Source organism: Nocardiopsis alkaliphila YIM 80379, from assembly GCF_000341005.1.
In the GTDB taxonomy this organism is placed as follows: domain Bacteria; phylum Actinomycetota; class Actinomycetes; order Streptosporangiales; family Streptosporangiaceae; genus Nocardiopsis; species Nocardiopsis alkaliphila.
On sequence record NZ_ANBD01000140.1, the window covers coordinates 17,166 to 32,518 of the forward strand.

The 15,353-nt window shown below is 65.8% G+C and carries 16 protein-coding genes; 9 read left to right on the top strand and 7 right to left on the bottom strand.

Annotated features, from left to right (window positions below):
- Nucleotides 1-58: 58 nt before the first annotated feature.
- The 7 genes from D472_RS0119565 to D472_RS0119600 all read left to right on the top strand — a co-directional run bounded on the left by D472_RS0119565 (nt 59) and on the right by D472_RS0119600 (nt 5,756).
- The gene (locus D472_RS0119565; RefSeq protein ID WP_017606157.1) at nt 59-973 is read left to right on the top strand and encodes a sugar kinase; all 915 of its coding nucleotides are present in this window, start codon (nt 59-61) and stop codon (nt 971-973) included.
- Between the two features lie 21 nt (nt 974-994).
- Entirely contained in the window at nt 995-1,741 is a 747-nt protein-coding gene (locus D472_RS0119570) for an IclR family transcriptional regulator (RefSeq protein WP_017606158.1), read from the top strand.
- Nucleotides 1,742-2,064: 323 nt separating this feature from the next.
- Nucleotides 2,065-2,712, top strand: a complete 648-nt coding sequence (locus D472_RS0119580; RefSeq protein ID WP_017606160.1) for a bifunctional 4-hydroxy-2-oxoglutarate aldolase/2-dehydro-3-deoxy-phosphogluconate aldolase — start codon at nt 2,065-2,067, stop codon at nt 2,710-2,712.
- Between the two features lie 192 nt (nt 2,713-2,904).
- Nucleotides 2,905-3,558, top strand: a complete 654-nt coding sequence (locus tag D472_RS0119585) for a HemK2/MTQ2 family protein methyltransferase (RefSeq protein WP_193373497.1) — start codon at nt 2,905-2,907, stop codon at nt 3,556-3,558.
- Entirely contained in the window at nt 3,551-3,766 is a 216-nt protein-coding gene (locus tag D472_RS0119590; protein ID WP_017606162.1) for a CDGSH iron-sulfur domain-containing protein, read from the top strand. The genes D472_RS0119585 and D472_RS0119590 overlap by 8 nt, the downstream gene beginning before the upstream one ends.
- Nucleotides 3,763-4,758, top strand: coding sequence for an iron-containing redox enzyme family protein (locus tag D472_RS0119595; RefSeq protein ID WP_017606163.1), 996 nt, complete (start codon nt 3,763-3,765; stop codon nt 4,756-4,758). Before D472_RS0119590 ends, D472_RS0119595 begins: the two co-directional genes overlap by 4 nt.
- Entirely contained in the window at nt 4,755-5,756 is a 1,002-nt protein-coding gene (locus D472_RS0119600) for an L-histidine N(alpha)-methyltransferase (RefSeq protein ID WP_017606164.1), read from the top strand. Before D472_RS0119595 ends, D472_RS0119600 begins: the two co-directional genes overlap by 4 nt.
- Nucleotides 5,757-5,836: 80 nt before the next feature.
- On the opposite strand, the gene D472_RS0119605 is transcribed toward D472_RS0119600, so the two are convergent.
- The 6 genes from D472_RS0119605 to D472_RS28485 all read right to left on the bottom strand — a co-directional run bounded on the left by D472_RS0119605 (nt 5,837) and on the right by D472_RS28485 (nt 12,657).
- Nucleotides 5,837-6,775, bottom strand: coding sequence for a hypothetical protein (locus tag D472_RS0119605; RefSeq protein WP_017606165.1), 939 nt, complete (start codon nt 6,773-6,775; stop codon nt 5,837-5,839).
- Complete coding sequence (locus D472_RS0119610) at nt 6,772-7,962, bottom strand: ferritin-like domain-containing protein (RefSeq protein WP_017606166.1); 1,191 nt, start codon at nt 7,960-7,962, stop codon at nt 6,772-6,774. Before D472_RS0119610 ends, D472_RS0119605 begins: the two co-directional genes overlap by 4 nt.
- Nucleotides 7,959-9,896 carry a GMC family oxidoreductase gene (locus D472_RS0119615; protein ID WP_017606167.1) on the bottom strand — a complete coding sequence of 646 codons (1,938 nt, stop codon included), beginning with the start codon at nt 9,894-9,896 and terminating at the stop codon, nt 7,959-7,961. The genes D472_RS0119610 and D472_RS0119615 overlap by 4 nt, the downstream gene beginning before the upstream one ends.
- Nucleotides 9,893-10,516 carry a hypothetical protein gene (locus tag D472_RS0119620; protein ID WP_017606168.1) on the bottom strand — a complete coding sequence of 208 codons (624 nt, stop codon included), beginning with the start codon at nt 10,514-10,516 and terminating at the stop codon, nt 9,893-9,895. Before D472_RS0119620 ends, D472_RS0119615 begins: the two co-directional genes overlap by 4 nt.
- On the bottom strand, nt 10,497-12,242 hold the full coding sequence (locus tag D472_RS0119625; RefSeq protein WP_017606169.1) for a GMC oxidoreductase: 1,746 nt from the start codon (nt 12,240-12,242) through the stop codon (nt 10,497-10,499). Before D472_RS0119625 ends, D472_RS0119620 begins: the two co-directional genes overlap by 20 nt.
- Nucleotides 12,243-12,501: 259 nt before the next feature.
- Complete coding sequence (locus D472_RS28485) at nt 12,502-12,657, bottom strand: hypothetical protein (RefSeq protein ID WP_161625120.1); 156 nt, start codon at nt 12,655-12,657, stop codon at nt 12,502-12,504.
- Nucleotides 12,658-12,999: 342 nt separating this feature from the next.
- Between D472_RS28485 and D472_RS0119630 the strand changes: the two genes are divergently transcribed.
- Nucleotides 13,000-13,305, top strand: coding sequence for a hypothetical protein (locus tag D472_RS0119630; protein ID WP_017606170.1), 306 nt, complete (start codon nt 13,000-13,002; stop codon nt 13,303-13,305).
- Between the two features lie 141 nt (nt 13,306-13,446).
- Here D472_RS0119630 and D472_RS0119635 read toward each other — a convergent pair whose 3' ends face one another.
- The gene (locus D472_RS0119635; RefSeq protein ID WP_017606171.1) at nt 13,447-13,770 is read right to left on the bottom strand and encodes a MerR family transcriptional regulator; all 324 of its coding nucleotides are present in this window, start codon (nt 13,768-13,770) and stop codon (nt 13,447-13,449) included.
- Nucleotides 13,771-14,839: 1,069 nt separating this feature from the next.
- Here D472_RS0119635 and D472_RS0119645 point away from each other — a divergent pair.
- Nucleotides 14,840-15,247, top strand: coding sequence for a MerR family transcriptional regulator (locus D472_RS0119645; RefSeq protein ID WP_017606173.1), 408 nt, complete (start codon nt 14,840-14,842; stop codon nt 15,245-15,247).
- The last annotated feature ends 106 nt before the right edge of the window (nt 15,248-15,353 follow it).

A 15,353-nucleotide genomic window follows, 5' to 3' on the forward strand; every position in this document is an offset into this window, starting at 1 on the left:
CCACGGGGGACCCCTTTCCCCCATCGGGGGAGGGAGCGAACCCTGGGACGCGGTGTGCGTGGGCGAGACGATGGCGTTGCTGACCCCCGAACCCCACCGTCCGGGAACCCCTCCCCGGTTCCACGCCGACATCGGTGGCGCCGAGTCCAACGTCGCCGTACACCTGGCAAGGGCAGGGCGCTCCGTCGTCTGGTACAGCGCCCTGGGCGACGACCGGTTCGGGCGGTGGATCCATGAGCGGCTCAGCGCCGAGGGCGTGAACTGCGTCGTTCGCACCGACGACGACCGCTCCACCGGTCTGTACACCAAGGAACCGCACCCTCGGGGGACACGGGTGCGCTACTGGCGCCGAGGTTCGGCCGCCTCCACACTGCACCGGGACGACGCCGCCCAGGTGTGGCGGTCGCGCCCCCGCCTCGTGCACACCTCGGGGATCACCGCCGCCCTGTCCGAATCCGCCGCGGGTCTGGTCGAGGAGCTCATGAAGGCCGCACCCGAGGGGACCCTGCGCAGCTTCGACGTGAACTACCGGCCCGCTCTGCACGGCGACCACAACGCCGACCGGCTGCTGGACCTCGCACGATGCTCCGACATCGTCTTTTGCGGGCTCGACGAGGGGCAGGCCTTGTGGGGCGTCGACAGTGTGGAGGAGCTGGCCGACCTCCTGCGCGGACCGGAAGTGGTCGTCATCAAACAGGGCGCGGAGGGTGCCACCGCCCTCCGCGACGGTGAGCTCTGGTTCGAACCGGCGCCCACGGTCGAGGTCGTCGAACCGGTCGGCGCCGGAGACGCCTTCGCGGCGGGCTTTTTGGATCGATTCTTGAACGGAGCCCCGATACCCGCCTGTCTGGCCGAGGGAGCCCGATCAGCGGGGACCGTACTGGGAGTCCACGGCGACATCCCACCACGGGAGGTCCCCTCCCCCGTGGACTGGGAGACTGGCACCACCCCTGCCCAGGGGTCTCGCCCATAACGAACAAGGGGAGGACCACAGGTGTCCAGCAGTGTCGAACGCGCCATGAGAATACTCGTGGAGCTGGCCGAGGGCCCCACCACGATCAGCGAGCTCGGTCGACGTCTCGACGTGCACCGTACGACCTCACTGCGTCTGTTGAGAACCCTGGAAGAACAGCGTTTCGTTCGTCGCACGGACGACGGCAGCTATCAGTTGGGGCCCCGTATGGCCACCCTCGCCGCAGCCGCCTTGGAGGGACTCGACATTCGCGGTCTGGCCGCGCGACATCTGCGTGACCTGGGATCCTCCTGCGGACAGACCGTCCACCTGGGGGCGCTGGAGGGGGACCGCGTCGTCTATCTGGACAAGGTCGAGTCACGTCACGCGGTGCGCATGTACTCGCACATCGGCGCGCTGGCCCCCTTGCACGCCACCGGTATCGGCAAGGCGATCCTCGCTCACCTTTCCCGACGTGAACGCGGTGCCCTGCTCGGTGACGCGCCGCTTCCCCGGTACACCCCCAACACCCGCACCCGGCGGGAGGAACTCGACACGGAACTCGACCGGGCCGCGGAGCGAGGCTGGGTGCTGGACGACTTCGAACACGAGGAGTTCATCCACTGCGTGGCCGCGCCCGTGTTCAACGCGGCCGGGCAGGTAAGGGCGGCCATCTCGATATCGGCCCCCAGCATGGTGCTCGACCGTCCCGGCCTGCTCTCCCTCACCGAAGAACTCATCACCACCGCACATGACATCAGCGAGGAACTGGGGTGGAGTCCACGTTGACCTCCTCCCCTTCCCTGAAGGAGGGAAAGAACCGGTCGATGGTGACCGACTTCCGCCCATACCAGGCCGTTTTGCACTCCAACATCGACCGCGACTCGCTCCAGACCACGTCCGAGATCGCGCGGGCGAGCTTACGGTTCTTGTGAGCCTGGACCAGGAAGGAGAAGAGCGTTTCCTTCCCCGTTCGAAGGCCGGGGCCCTCACACCCGACCACCCGGTGAGCAAAGATTCGCCCGGGGGACGAATCTCCGTTTCCTGGTCTGCCTCGCAGGGATTCGCTTCCTCCCCGGCCTGAAGGCCGGGGTTTCCTCGAAAGGATTCAGATGAACAGCACGAACATCGGAATGAGCACGGAAGATCCGATCTCGGGATGGGCCGACTTCTTCAACAAGGGCCTCTCTCGGGTCCCGTTGATGCTGATCCTTCGGGGCGCCACCCCGGACGAAGCGGTGGCCGCGGCACGGGCGGCTTGGAACGCCGGAGTGGAATTGGTGGAGGTCACTCAGGAGAGCGGGTCGGACCCGGCCACCCTGGAGGCGGTGGTCCGCGCCGCCGAAGGCCGCTTCGCGGTGGGTGCGGGCACCATGACCACACCCGAGAGACTGCGTCGGGCGGTGGAGGCCGGAGCCCGCTTCGGTGTGGCGCCGGGCCTGGACACGGACACCGTGGCCGAGGCGGTGCGGTCGGGCATTCCGTTCCTACCGGCCGTAGCGACTCCGACCGAGGTCGGCAAGGCGGTACGACTCGGTATCACCACCGTCAAGGCCTTTCCCGCGAACGTTCTGGGGCCTTCCTGGATCTCCGCCCTCACCGGCCCCTTTCCCGAGGTACGCGCCGTGGCCACCGGTGGTGTCGACGCGACGAACGCCTCGGAGTTCCTGGGCGCGGGCGCCCTCGGCGTGGGCGTCGGCCGGTCCCTGGCTCGTGACGGCGCGCTGGAACGGTTCCTGTCCACCCTCCGTCGAGGGTGAGCCGTCCAACGACGTCGCCGACGTGACCCCGCCGGGCCCACGAGGAGGCCCTACCCACCGTGTTCCCATCCCGAAGAGGGATCGGGGCCGGCCCGCGCCACCCGACCGATCTCCACCCCGAGCAACGCTCCGATGACCCTGAAGAGTCGTTGATCGAGATTGGACGTTCCCGGTCCGGGTAGTCCTTTCTCCATGTTGCTAGTGAGGCCACCGGGCGTTTATCGAGTTCAGGAAGACACCTCGTTACTCCGTCACGTACTACGTCGGCGAGGCCCTCTCACCGGCCGTTCGGTCCTGGACGTCGGTTCGGGCACCGGGGCCCTGGGCATCGAGGCCTTCCGTGCTGGAGCCGCCAGCCTCACCTCGATCGACCTTTCACGTCGCTCGGTGATGGCGAGTTGGCTCAACAGCCGTCTGCACGGGGTTCCGGCCACGGTCCTGCGCGGTGACCTGTTCGCCCCCGTGGCCACGCGTCGCTTCGACGTCGTGCTCGCCAACCCGCCCTACGTGCCCGCCGACTCCCCGCTCCCGCCCCGCCACCGGATGGCCCGCTGCTGGGACGCCGGTCCGGACGGGCGTCTGTTGTTGGACCGTATCTGCGCGGAGGCCCCCTCCGTGCTCAACGAGGACGGCAGGCTCCTGCTCGTGCAGTCCGTGCTCGCCGACGAACAGGCCACGTTGGCCCGCTTCAAGGAGGCCGGCCTGGTGTCCGAAGTCCTCGCCAGGGCTCACATCCCCTTCGGCCCCGTACTGCGGGCACGCGCTTCGACACTGCGCGCCCGCGGGCTGCTCGGCCCGGCCCAGACCAAGGAGGAACTCGTGATCATCGAGGCACGTCATGGCTGAGAACCCTCGTCGGGTCATCGTCACCGGCGAGGGCCCCATCCTCGTCTATGGCCCGGTCGACGTGGAGATGCCCGATGGAACACGGGTGCTCAGCGAACGAGCGGTCACCGCACTGTGCACGTGCGGCCGCAGTCGTCGCCGTCCGTTCTGCGACACCAGCCACCGTCGACGCGTACGCGACACGGAGGGAAAGGAGAACCGCTCATGACCGCGACGACGTCGAAGGCACCGACGCTTCCCGCCTCTCGTGGCCCCATCTCCGAGGCGGTCCTGTCCGCGCTGCGGGGTGAGGCGCCCGAGCTTCCCGTCCTGGCCGACGCCTCGCCCTACGGCGAGGACCTCCAACTGGCGCTGTACTGCTGTTACGAACTCCACTATCGGGGTTTCCAGGAGGTCGACACCGGCCTCGAATGGGATCCCGCGTTGCTCGTCGTCCGCGCCGAACTGGAAAGGATCTTCCTCAACGCGCTCAGGGCCGACGTTCCGGCGGGTTCGGACGTCGAAGGTGAACTCGAGGAACTCCTGGTTGAACACGTCGACGCGTTCGGCGTCTCCCACCACCTGCGCCGTGACGGGCGACTGTGGCAACTACGTGAGTACGTCGCCCACCGCTCGCTCTACCACCTGAAGGAGGCCGACCCGCAAAGCTTCGTCATCCCACGCTTGGACGGCCCGCCCAAGGCCGCCCTGGTGACGGTGCAGCACGACGAGTACGGCGCGGGCGACCCCGAGCGGACCCACTCCAAACTCTTCGCCGACATGATGACCGAACTCGGCCTCTCCAACGCCTACGGCACCTATGTCGACTCCGCTCCCGCCGAGATGCTGGCCGAGGTCAACTTCATGTCGCTGTGCGGGCTGCACCGCGCCTTGCGCGGGGCTCTGATCGGGCAATTCGCCACCGTGGAACTCACCTCCTCCCCCGGCTCGGACCGACTGGTCAAGGCCATGCGAAGACTGGGCTGCGGTCCGGTGGCCATCGACTTCTACGCCGAACACGTCGAGGCCGACGCGGTGCACGAGCAGCTGATCAGGCGTGAGGTGATCACGCCTTTGTTGAGAGCCGAACCCGAGTTGGCCCCCGACATCGTGTTCGGGATCCGAAGCAGTGTCTTCCTGGCCGATCGGTTGGAGAAGTACCTGTTCCACCACTGGAATCGTGGCGAGTCGAGCTTTCGTGAGAGGGCGGGGCGAGCATGAGGCCACCCGAATCCGATGCCGGCACCGGCATCGTTCCGGTCACCACCGGAGCCGACGAGGTACCGGAGGACACGGTCGTGCGCGACCTCCTCCAAGAGGCCCCGCCCCGGCTGCCACCCTGGCTCGGCTACGACGCGGTCGGTTCCGAGCTGTTCGAGCAGATCACCGAGCTGCCCACCTACTACCTGACCCGAGTGGAACGCGCCCTCCTCCAGCACCACGCCTGGGAGATCGCCGAGGCGCTCGGTTGCGGACGGATCGCGGAATTGGGCAGCGGTAGCGCGAAGAAGACACGGTTGCTGTTGGAGCGATGCGTGCGTCTGCGCCGGACCACCTACCTTCCGATCGACGTCGATCGGGACATGCTGCGTTCCAGCGCCGCCACGTTGCGTTCGGAACTGGAGGATGTGGAGGTCCTGGGCCTATGGGGACGCTACGAGGCCGCTCTGGAGTGGCTGCGCACCCACACCGGTGAGCCGCTCGCGATCATCTTCCTCGGTAGTAGTTTCGGCAACGCCACACGCGCCGAACGAGACGGATTGCTCGGCGAGATCGCTCGCTGCTTGAAACCGGGTGAGGCCTTCCTGCTCTCCGCCGACCTGGACAAGGACGGCGAGGCCCTGGAGACCTGTTACAACGATCCTCCCGGGCATTCGGCCTTCGCCGACTTCCGGCTCAACTACCTCACTCGGCTCAACGAGCGGTACGGAGCCGAATTCGTGCTCGACGACTTCGTTCCCAAGGCGTGTTACGACGCGGCCACCTCCACGGTGGAGGGTCGTCTCCAGGCCCGTGCCGACCGGACGGTGGCCATACCGGGCCTGGGGATCACGCTGCGCGTACCGCGCGGGCGGTTCATCAACGTCGGCTACTCGGTGAAGTTCGACGAACGAGGTTTGGCCCACGAGGTGGGGGCCCACGGCTTCGTCCCGCGTTCCCAGTGGGTGGACCACCAGGCCCGATACGGACTCTTCCTCTTCCATCGCGACGCGAGTTGAACGAACACACTCGGACCACCCGCACACACGGGAGGCGGGGCCCGAAGGACCGAGAGCCCCGCCCCACGAATCGGCGCGTACTACGTGGGCGTGGGCACGTAGTACGGCCGGTTCTGCGCGGCCACCGGAGGTGACTGGAAGAGCCAGGCACCGACCGGATCATGGGTACCGATCGTGTCCAGGAAGGACTTGATCCGTTCGTCGGAAGCGGTCCCCCGCTTCAGGGTCACCCTCTTCACCGCGTTCGTCTGCTCTTTCGCCTTCGCCAGGTCGTACCACTGGTAGGGATGAAAGACGTTCAGTGGCGCGGCGAGCGCCTTCTTCTCTCGGTGGCCGTACTCGGTGAACGGTGCCGTGCTGACCGACCTGGCCTGGAGCCCGCGCAAGTCGACGGTGAACGTGAAGTACGACTCGGCTTTCGCGTTCTTCTCCGTTGCGCTCGAGCCCTTTTCCTTCAGGCACGTCACCTTCCACGTGTCGTACCACGTGGTCCCGCCGCCTCCCGACTTCCCCGAGCCCTGGGCCGGGGTCCCGTTGGGGACCGGAATGGCGGTCTTGAAGTCGGCCTTGAACTTGGGTTCGCCGAACAACTTCTCGCCGGCCGCGATCGCCAGTGGGGAGTCACAGGCGACGCGGTAGCGCCAGAACCCCAGGTAGTGTGTCTGGTCCTCACCTTTGGCGTACCGCTCGTAGGTCAGCTTCGGCACCCGGTGGGCCTGTGCCTTGGGGTAGGAGATGATGTTGAACTCGATCTCCTGGATGACCGCGCCACCGTTGGAGAACTGGCCGAAGTACAGCTGGTAGTTGAACGATAGACACGCCTGCTCATCGTCGAATTCCGCGACCGCGAGCGCGTCGTGCCCCGCACACTCTCGCAACAGGTTCTCGGCGGTCGCCTTGGGAACGAGGTAGTCGACACCGAGGTTGGTGAACGCCCCGTAGTAGAAGGGCAGGTCGAAGCCCTTGGGGATGTTGGGCAAGACCTGGTCCCGGCTCTGCTTCTGGTCGGTCTCTTTCACGCGAATCGCCCCTTGGTCGCTACGGTGAGTCCGGACAGGTCCATCGGTGCCTCATCATCGAGTTCGGCCGCGGCGACGTATTCTTCGACCTGAGTCTTGGCCTGGTCCAGATGGGGCCTGGTGATCTCGAACGTCGCACTGGCGAACAGACCCTGTTTCGCGCACTCGGGATCGGGGTGCGGGTTGCGGTACAGCTGCTCGGCCCTGTCACGCATCTCCAGCATGAAGGGCACGGCCAATCCCATGGTGGACGGTTCCCCGTCGAGCGCTTTTTGCAGGGCACAGAGCAACAATGCGTAGGTCTGGTTGAATTCGACGGCCTTGTCGTAGACCGCGCTCTTGTCCTTGTACCGCTCGTAGTCGGCGACCTTGGAATCGCCCTTGATCGGGTAGGCACCCTTCCAGTCCACGGCCATCGAAGGACCGCTCGGCGGATCAGTGGGCCGATCCGCCAGGGTGTAACGATGACCCATCATGATCTCGTTGAACCGGAAGTAGTGGGCCGGCTGGCTCTCCTGACCGAAGAAGACGTCGTCGCTGTCCCAGATCGAGTCGAGTGCGCCCTCGCCCTGTTCGCTGATGACCTCGATGGCCTTCAGGGCGGTCTCCCAGTCCGTGATCTTGAAGGCCTCGCCACCGGAGTTGTAGAAGTGTTCCGGTCCCACCTGCCTGCTTTCGTCACCGGTGAACACGTGGGTCTCACCGTGCCTCTCGACAAGGCCGAACAGCCCCTGAGCGATCGCCCCGTAGAACTGGCCGATGGAGGTCCAGCCCGACCCCATCGGTGCTTCGGAGTGGAACGACCGCGGTTCCTCGATGGCCAGGAAGGTCCGCAGCGCTTCGGGAGAGAAGTGGCGCAGACCGATCTCGGGAAGGTCCTGACTGCTCATCGGCAACCGGACCGGGTACTCACCGATGAACTCCGGATGCGCCACCCTGGGCGTTCCGCCGACGGCGTTGAGCAGGTTGGCGGCCAGGGTCATGTGCAGCATCTCCTCCAGGAGCACGCTGCGGATGACGTAGTAGGCCTCACTGTTGGTTCCGGGGTGGATCGTGTACATCCCCGTCATGTAGACGGGAATGGTCAGGTGTTCCACCTCGATCGCCGCTTGGAGGTACTTGCGCAACTCCTCGATGGTCTTCGGGACGGCGAACCCGTACTCGTCCAGATCGAACGCGGTGATCACGGCTTCTCCTTGGCTGCCTTGAGGCCGGCGCCCACGGTGGCCTTCCGACGCAGAGCGAGCAGGTCCTGGTGGATCCGTTCGGCGCTGCGCAGGGCCAGGGCCGCCATGGTCAGGGTCGGGTTGCTGGTCCCGATCGAGGGCATGCTGCCGCAGCCCACGGCGTAGAGGTTCGGATGGTCATGGGTCTTCTGGTAGGAGTCCACCACGGAGTCCTCGGGCCTTTCGCCCATGATGTGCGTGCCGGCTCCGTGCCCGGCGCCCTGGTAGGTCAGATCCGTGCCGTCGTAGAGGAAGTGACCGAGTGGAGGGACACCGTCGACCGGCCTGTGGTCGGTCATCTCCTTGGCTCCGAGTTCCTTGAAGATGCCCTTGGAGGCGATGTAGGCCGCGTACACACCCTTGCGGACGTGATCGTGCAGGTCGTAGGTGATGATCGGCCTCGGATTGCCCATGGCGTCCGTACGATCGGGTGCGATGGTGACCCGGTTACGCGGGTCGGCGGGCTGCTCGACCGCGATCTGGAGCTGGAGTTGGCGCCCGATGGTGTCGCCGAGTGCCCAGCGCAGTTCAGGCCCGAAGAGCCCTTCGTCCTTCACTCGGCCGTTCTTCCCACCACCCACGCCCAAGGCCTGGGCGACGTTGCTCATGGGGGCGCCGGTGGACCACGACCAGCCCCAGTTGCTGATCTCGATCCGAAACGGTGAGCGCTTTTCGCGCCCCTTGCCGAAACGGAACTCCTCCCAACCCGAGGTGTGCCCGGGGCCGCGGTAGGGGCCGACCTGGGAATCGGCCAGTGCCCACGCCAGCGTGGTCGGGTGATCCATCAGGTTCTTGCCGACCTGCGTGCTGGAGTTGGCCAGGCCCGAGTGCAACAACAGGCGGGCGTTCTCGATGGCGTGCCCGGCCAGGATGACGATGTCGGCCTTCACCCTGTGGTGCGCGCCGGCCTTCGCCTTGGTACCACTGCCCGTGTAGGTGCGGTACTCCACGCCGTCCACCCGCTTGCCCCGTGCCGACAGAACACGGGTGACGACGCTGCGTGTGGCCAGGGTGACCTTGTCATTGCTCGCGTGCTGAAGGCGCAGCGGGGATGATTTGGCCTGCACTGGACAGATCGGAACGCAGCTGGCGTTGCCCACGCACCGCTCGCCATAGTTCGGCAGACCGACCGCTCCCTTGGGTCGGTATCCCTTCTTGGAGTCGTAGCCCGGGTTGGGTGTGCTGTTGCGGGCCTGGGGCAGACCGGTCACGCGCAGCTCGCGCTCGACCCCCATACCGTCGGTGATCGTGGCACCGTCGATCTTGCGACAGTGCTCGTCGATGTGGCTGGTCGGGACCTCGTGCATGGGGTAGACGTAGTCGTGATCGGTGATCACCCCCAGTTCGCGCTGTTCCTTCGTGTTTCCGGCGACACCGAGTTCTCGCTCCGCGGCGGCGTAGAAGGGTTGGAGGTCGGCCGCGGTGATCGGCCAGTCCCGGCCGTATCCGAATCGGGTCTTGGTGGCGAAGTCCTCCGGGTGCATACGCGGGACCGCGCCGAGCCAGTGCATGCCCGCCCCGCCCAGAGCACGAACGTAGTCGGTCCGGTAGGGGTGCGCACCGTTCTGCACGAAGTAGCCGTGGGCGGTGTAGGGCGGCGTGCCGTTGCCCGTACTCGGCCGTGGGGAAAGGTCGAGCACGTCGGGCGAGGGCGCGAGGACGTTGCGGTGGTAGGCCGAGTTGGGCACCTTGGCCACGGCGGAACGGAAGGTCGCCACCGACTCCAGGTAGCCGTCCCAGGTTTGGGTCCCGCCCTCCCCCGCCTCCAGGAGCAGGACGGTCCAGCCTCGCTCGGAGAGGTTCTTGGCGAGCAGGCTCCCGGACCAGCCTGCGCCGACGATGACGGCGTCGTATCGTCCCTGATGGACCTGTTCACCCGTGCGTTCCACGGTCATCGAGGGTCTCCTTCCTGTCGCGGTGCGCGGGCGGCGGGCACGACCGACGGTGGAACGTGGCGTGCCGTCAGGGGTCCGGGGTGGCGAAGGCGTGCGAGGACGGCGGCCTCCACCCCGTCGGAGTGCCCCTCCTCGTGTTTCTGGGAAAGCCCGCACTCCTTGGTGATCTGGCAGATGCTCGGTGGCTCGGCGGGCCGGACCGACCAGGTCCCGAACCCCGGTGGCCGGGCCCCCACGGGGTGACCGTTGAACGTGTGCCAGACCAGTCCCTCCACATAGGAACCGGCGGAGACGACGAACTCGGTGTTGGTCTCGTTCGGCCGTAGCTCGGTATGGGCGGTTTCGGCCAGACGTGGCCAAGCGCCCGTGTACCAGAGATAGACCACCGCGCGCGCGATCTCCCGGTCGGTGGAGTCCAGGTCCTTGGGCTTCACCAGGGTGCCCTCCCGCTGGGCGAGTGTCTTCAGGAACTCCTCGAACCTGGCCGAGCCCACCTGGTCGCGCGCGGTCTCCAGATACGTCTGCCCCATTCCGGTGGCGTGCAGGTCGAATTCGCAAAAGCCTGTCAGCGCCACGCACTGTTCGATGAACTTCTGGACGTCAGCGGGAATGCTCGCCATGCGTTCGTCCCTCCTCCTTCTTGGGTGGGGCGAGGTGGTCGGCCAGGCGCCGCCCCAGCGCGACCGCGGTCAGGGTGGGATTCCACGATCCGGAGGTGGGGAAGGTCGCGGCGCCACCGACGTAGACGTTGTCCACTTCGTGGAGCCGGCAGTTCAGGTCGGTGATCGGGTCCGCGCCGGTCGTCGAATCGTTGGGCCGCTCTCCCATCCAGAGCGTTCCGGATTCGTGGACCAGCACGTCCTTCAACCGTCCGGCGGGCAGTTCCTTCTGCCATTCGCCCGGTTTACCGGGCTCACCAGGGTTCCAGTACCGGATCTTGTCCTTGTCCTGTGCCTTGCCGGCGAAAAGGACCTCTTCGACCAGTTTTCGCGCGGCCTCGTCCATCGCTTTGCGCAGGGCCAGGTCACGTTCACTCGGCTTGAGGCCGAGCAGGGTCTTGCCGTCCTTGAATCTCACCGTGCTGCCCGCCTGATCCCCGGGTGTGCTGCGCCACTCACCAAGGCAGTGCACGAGGAAACCGATGTTGTCCTCGTCGCTGAGTTCGGCGAGGAACTCTTGGTCGAAGGAGTCGGGTATGAGTCGATACAGGTCTTCCACCGCGCTCTCAGGGTGAGGGTTGGAGGCCCCCATCAGGTGGATGTGGAAGTCGCGGTGCTCCTCCTTCTCCGTCCGCTCGCCGGTGTGGACCCGGCCCCTGAGGTAGGTGCAACCGACCTGGAGCGTGTCGCCCAGGTCCTTCCATCCCGCGCGAGGCACCTGAACCGAGAACCAGGAGGCCACGTGCCCGCCGAGGTTGGTACCGGCGCCCTTGGGCAGGATCTGGGCGAACGAACGTTGCAGTAGTCCGGTGGGTTCGACCACGCCATTGGCCAGGACGAGTCTCGCGCTCCTCAACGGGAGGTTCCCCTGGGCCGTGACCAGCTCGGTGGCCTGGCAAGGGCCCTTCGGCCCCTGGTCGTGCCGGGCCTGCCGCCGGTGTCGGATCTCCCGTACTTCGCAGCCGGTCACTATGTGCATTCGATCGGCGTGGTCGGTCGCGTCCTGAAGCAGTCGCGGCACCGGACTGAACTTCCGGTACTTCAACTCCGACTCGGTGTCCCTTGAGGCGAGCGGAACGATCAGGTCACCATCGTTCTCGACCGGCAGGAAGTTCGGGATGTGCCCCAGTCCGTTCCGCAACCGAGCGATCAGTTCGGGTTGGAACTTCGTGAACGCAGGACCCATTTCTTTGGGCAGGGCCGCACCGAGGAAGTCCTTGGCCTGCTGCCAGTATCCTCCATGGTCCAGGTCGTCCAGGACCTTCTCGGGCCACTTCGCCATCTGTTCCCTTTTCGGCTGCGGGATCCAGGTGCTCCAAAAGAGCGCCCGACCGCCCAGGTAGGGAATCTGCGGCGCCAGGTCGAAGGTGGTCCCCGGGGCCAGGTCCCATGGTTTCGCGATGGCCTCGGCCATGAGCCTCTGGTATTGCGGGTGCAGGTTCTGTACGTGCTCGGGGAGAAGGAACGAGCCCTTCTCCAGAACGAGCACCCGAACCTTCGGGTCGTTCTGGAGGAGACGGTGGGAAATGGCGGATCCGACGGCCCCGCCACCGACGATGACCACGTCGTAGTGGTTCGCCTGAATTTCGTCCAGGGTCTTGCAGTAGTGTGCGGCGACCGGATCCTCGTTCGCCCGATGAGGCTTCACGAGAGGTCGCGGTGCGGTGGAGGCATCGAGCTGTGACATGCCCTTCGGCGTTCTTGAACGCGATCGCGCCGGCTCGTACACGGACGGGATCTCCTCAGCGAAATAGCGGACATCCGTTCAGAGCCGAACCACCGGAAACTGCGACATTGCGGAAATCAGAAATCCAGGACGCAAGAGAGGACGTAGATGTGACCCTGCGGCCCGAAGAGTTCTTCGCGGTGGCTCGGATGCGCTGAAGTAGATCACGACCCCCAAGGCCAGACAAGGGAGATCAGCGAGCATCGAAGGGAGTATCCCCTCACTCGCCGGCCGAATCCGCCGCCTGGAACACAACCGAAATAATGAATATTTCATCTAAATCAACCATTGCGATAGTGGAGTTTTCCACCCGCTCCCCCGCCCTTTCTCCAAAACGCCGAACACGCATACGATTCGACGAACTCACAGCAATCATGAGAGCAACAATATAGGATTCGCCTTTTCCACTTTTGGAATGTCCTCAACCTCGAGTCCACGGCGCGGACCCATACGACGCGCCCACCGCCTCTGAACAGCCTGTTCATCGCTCGCCGCGGGCTCGATCGGGTGGCCGCCGATTCGCGCTCTCACTCGGCCACGGTGTGCCGGACCGGGGATGTCGTGACCCACGCCCGGTCGGTGATCAAGAACTGGCGGAGGGCCTTCTCGGTGGTCGGCCCGGGCCCATCGACCCTCCTCCCGCCGTCTTCATCGCTTCGGTCTCGATTTCTTCGCGGTGGAAGCCGAAGACGGGGGTTCGATGGGTAGGGCCAAAGGCATGGCGGAACCTGAACGCAGCGATGACGGTCGCTACCTCCTCATCCAAGGGCGACGGTGGCGAGCCTCCGATCCGATGCTGCCCGACCGAACGCGTGAACGCCTGGTCCGCCATCTGATGTCGGCCCGCCGGGAGATCGCCACCGCTCGGAAGGAAGGTGACGTCGAGGCCGAACGTAGGGCGAGGGACCGGGTCTCGTGGGCCAAACACGGGCTGGGAGAAAGGGGGGTCCCCTGGTGGGAGATGGCTGGACGGGAACGGCGTCATCGTTGGGAGGAAGCCCTGCGCCACCTGGAAGCCGGATGACCGTTTCCCGGCACAAGAAGGTCTTCCAACGATCGGCGGGAGAGCATCGAGGCCTGCCGTGGGCACCGGCGAGGCCGGCCGGCTCACCGAGGACACGGCACGGAGCCTCGTCCGGACCACGGGCATGGGCGGACCCGTGGGTCATTCCCGGGATGGTTCGGTGGAGCGTAGTTCCTCGTTGATGCGTTGGGCTTCTTCCAGTTGGTCCTCCAGGACGATGATCCGGCACGCGGCCTCGATCGGGGTGCCCTGGTCCACCAGTTCACGCGCCCGGGCGGCGATCCTGAGTTGGTAGCGCGAGTAGCGGCGGTGTCCGCCCTCCGAGCGCAAGGGCTCGATCAATTCGGCTTGGCCCAAGGCTCGCAGGAACGCCGGTGTGGTACCGATCATCTCCGCGGCTCGGCCCATGCTGTAGGCGGGGTAGTCGTCATCGTCGAACCGATCATCGATGTCGGGACGGGGCAAATGCGTGTCTTCCTTCTTTCGAACGCACGTCGAGGGCCCCAGCCACGTGGAGCTGGGGCCCGAGAGTTCAATACCACCTACCGGCTATCGCCGGTCTTCCGCGTCCCGAAATCAAGCCGGACGGAAACGCGGGGATCGCGGTTGTGTGACCGGGGACCACCTTCTTCCGAAACAGGCCCTGCGGTACCCGAGCGGAATTTCCCTTCGCCCGGGCGATCCTGATGGCATCTACTCCTCTCGTTCTCACTTCGTGCAGTGCTCTTCACGGTGCTACCGGCTCCCGACGCTTGTGCAACCGTCGCGCCGGTCGAGCCCTACCGCGTCCTTCTTCCTACTACTCCGGCACCCCCATGTGGGCGGGAAGCCGGTCCTGCGTTACTACGGGTACTGCTCTACTTCCGCACTACCGGCCCCGGTGTCTTGAAGCATGCGCACACCGTCGAGCCGTCCTACTCTCCACCGGCGAACCCGGTGGTCCAGCCATGTATCTCAGTGGCTATGGCAGTAAATTTAGCAGCGCGAGCAAGCCATGTCTACTCTGGCGAGTACAGATTTTCTTCGTTGGCCGAAGAGGGGACCGGCCACCCGAGAAATCGCCGATTCAGACGCGCCCGCAGGGAGGGCCGACACTCCACGTCCGCCGTATTCGCCACGCGGTACCCGTTCCAGGGACGGAACCGCCGTGTGGAAGGTAAACCAAAGGGCTTGACCATGGAGGTGGCCGAAGCACAGGGCGGGCCGCAGACCGCACGTCCGTGCGAGGTGAACGACAAGATCAAGGACGCCCTGGAGTGAGCCCTGTCGGGGACGCGGGCGGCATCGCGCCGATGGCACGGTGGCGCCCGCACGTGGGTTCTCAGACCCGGGAAGATCCCGTTCCTCGGGTCATCGCCCTGGATGGGGCCCCACCTCGGGTCTTCTCGCCGGGGCCGAGAAGGCACCGCCCATCCTGACACCCAGGAAGACCCTGAACCGAAGAGGACGCGGATGGTTCTCCTCCTCCAGGGCCGTGTGTTCCCTCCCCGTTCCGACGTTAGGGTGGGCTCGGGGAAAGGGAGTGTGCGTAAAGATGGTCGGCGCCCGACACATGCGCATCGGCGAGGTGGCCGAGCGCACCGGTCTGTCACTGCGGACCATCCGTTACTACGGGGAAGTCGGCCTCGTGGAGCCCTCGGCGCGCTCACGCGGAGGGTTTCGCCTCTACACCGAAGATGACGTGGATCGCCTCCAGTTGATCAAGCGGATGAAACCATTGGACTTCAGCCTGGAGCAGACCCGTGAACTCCTGGAGGCCTTGGACCGATTGGACGACCCCACGACGCCGACCGTCGAGCGTGAGGCCCTGACCAAGATGCTGGACGCCTTCGAGGAGTCCATCGCTTCGCGCTGTCAGACCCTGCGCAAACAGTTGGCCATGGCGGAGGAGTTCGGGGAACGCCTGCGGAGCAAGCGCTCCCACGGTTCCGCCGTCTCCTGAACATCGGGGGCGCGACCCTTGGTGATCGTTGTCTCAGTCAGACCACACCATCTCTAACCTTACGTAAGGGTAGAGTTTCCCGCGTTGGCCTCCCGAGCCGTGCCGG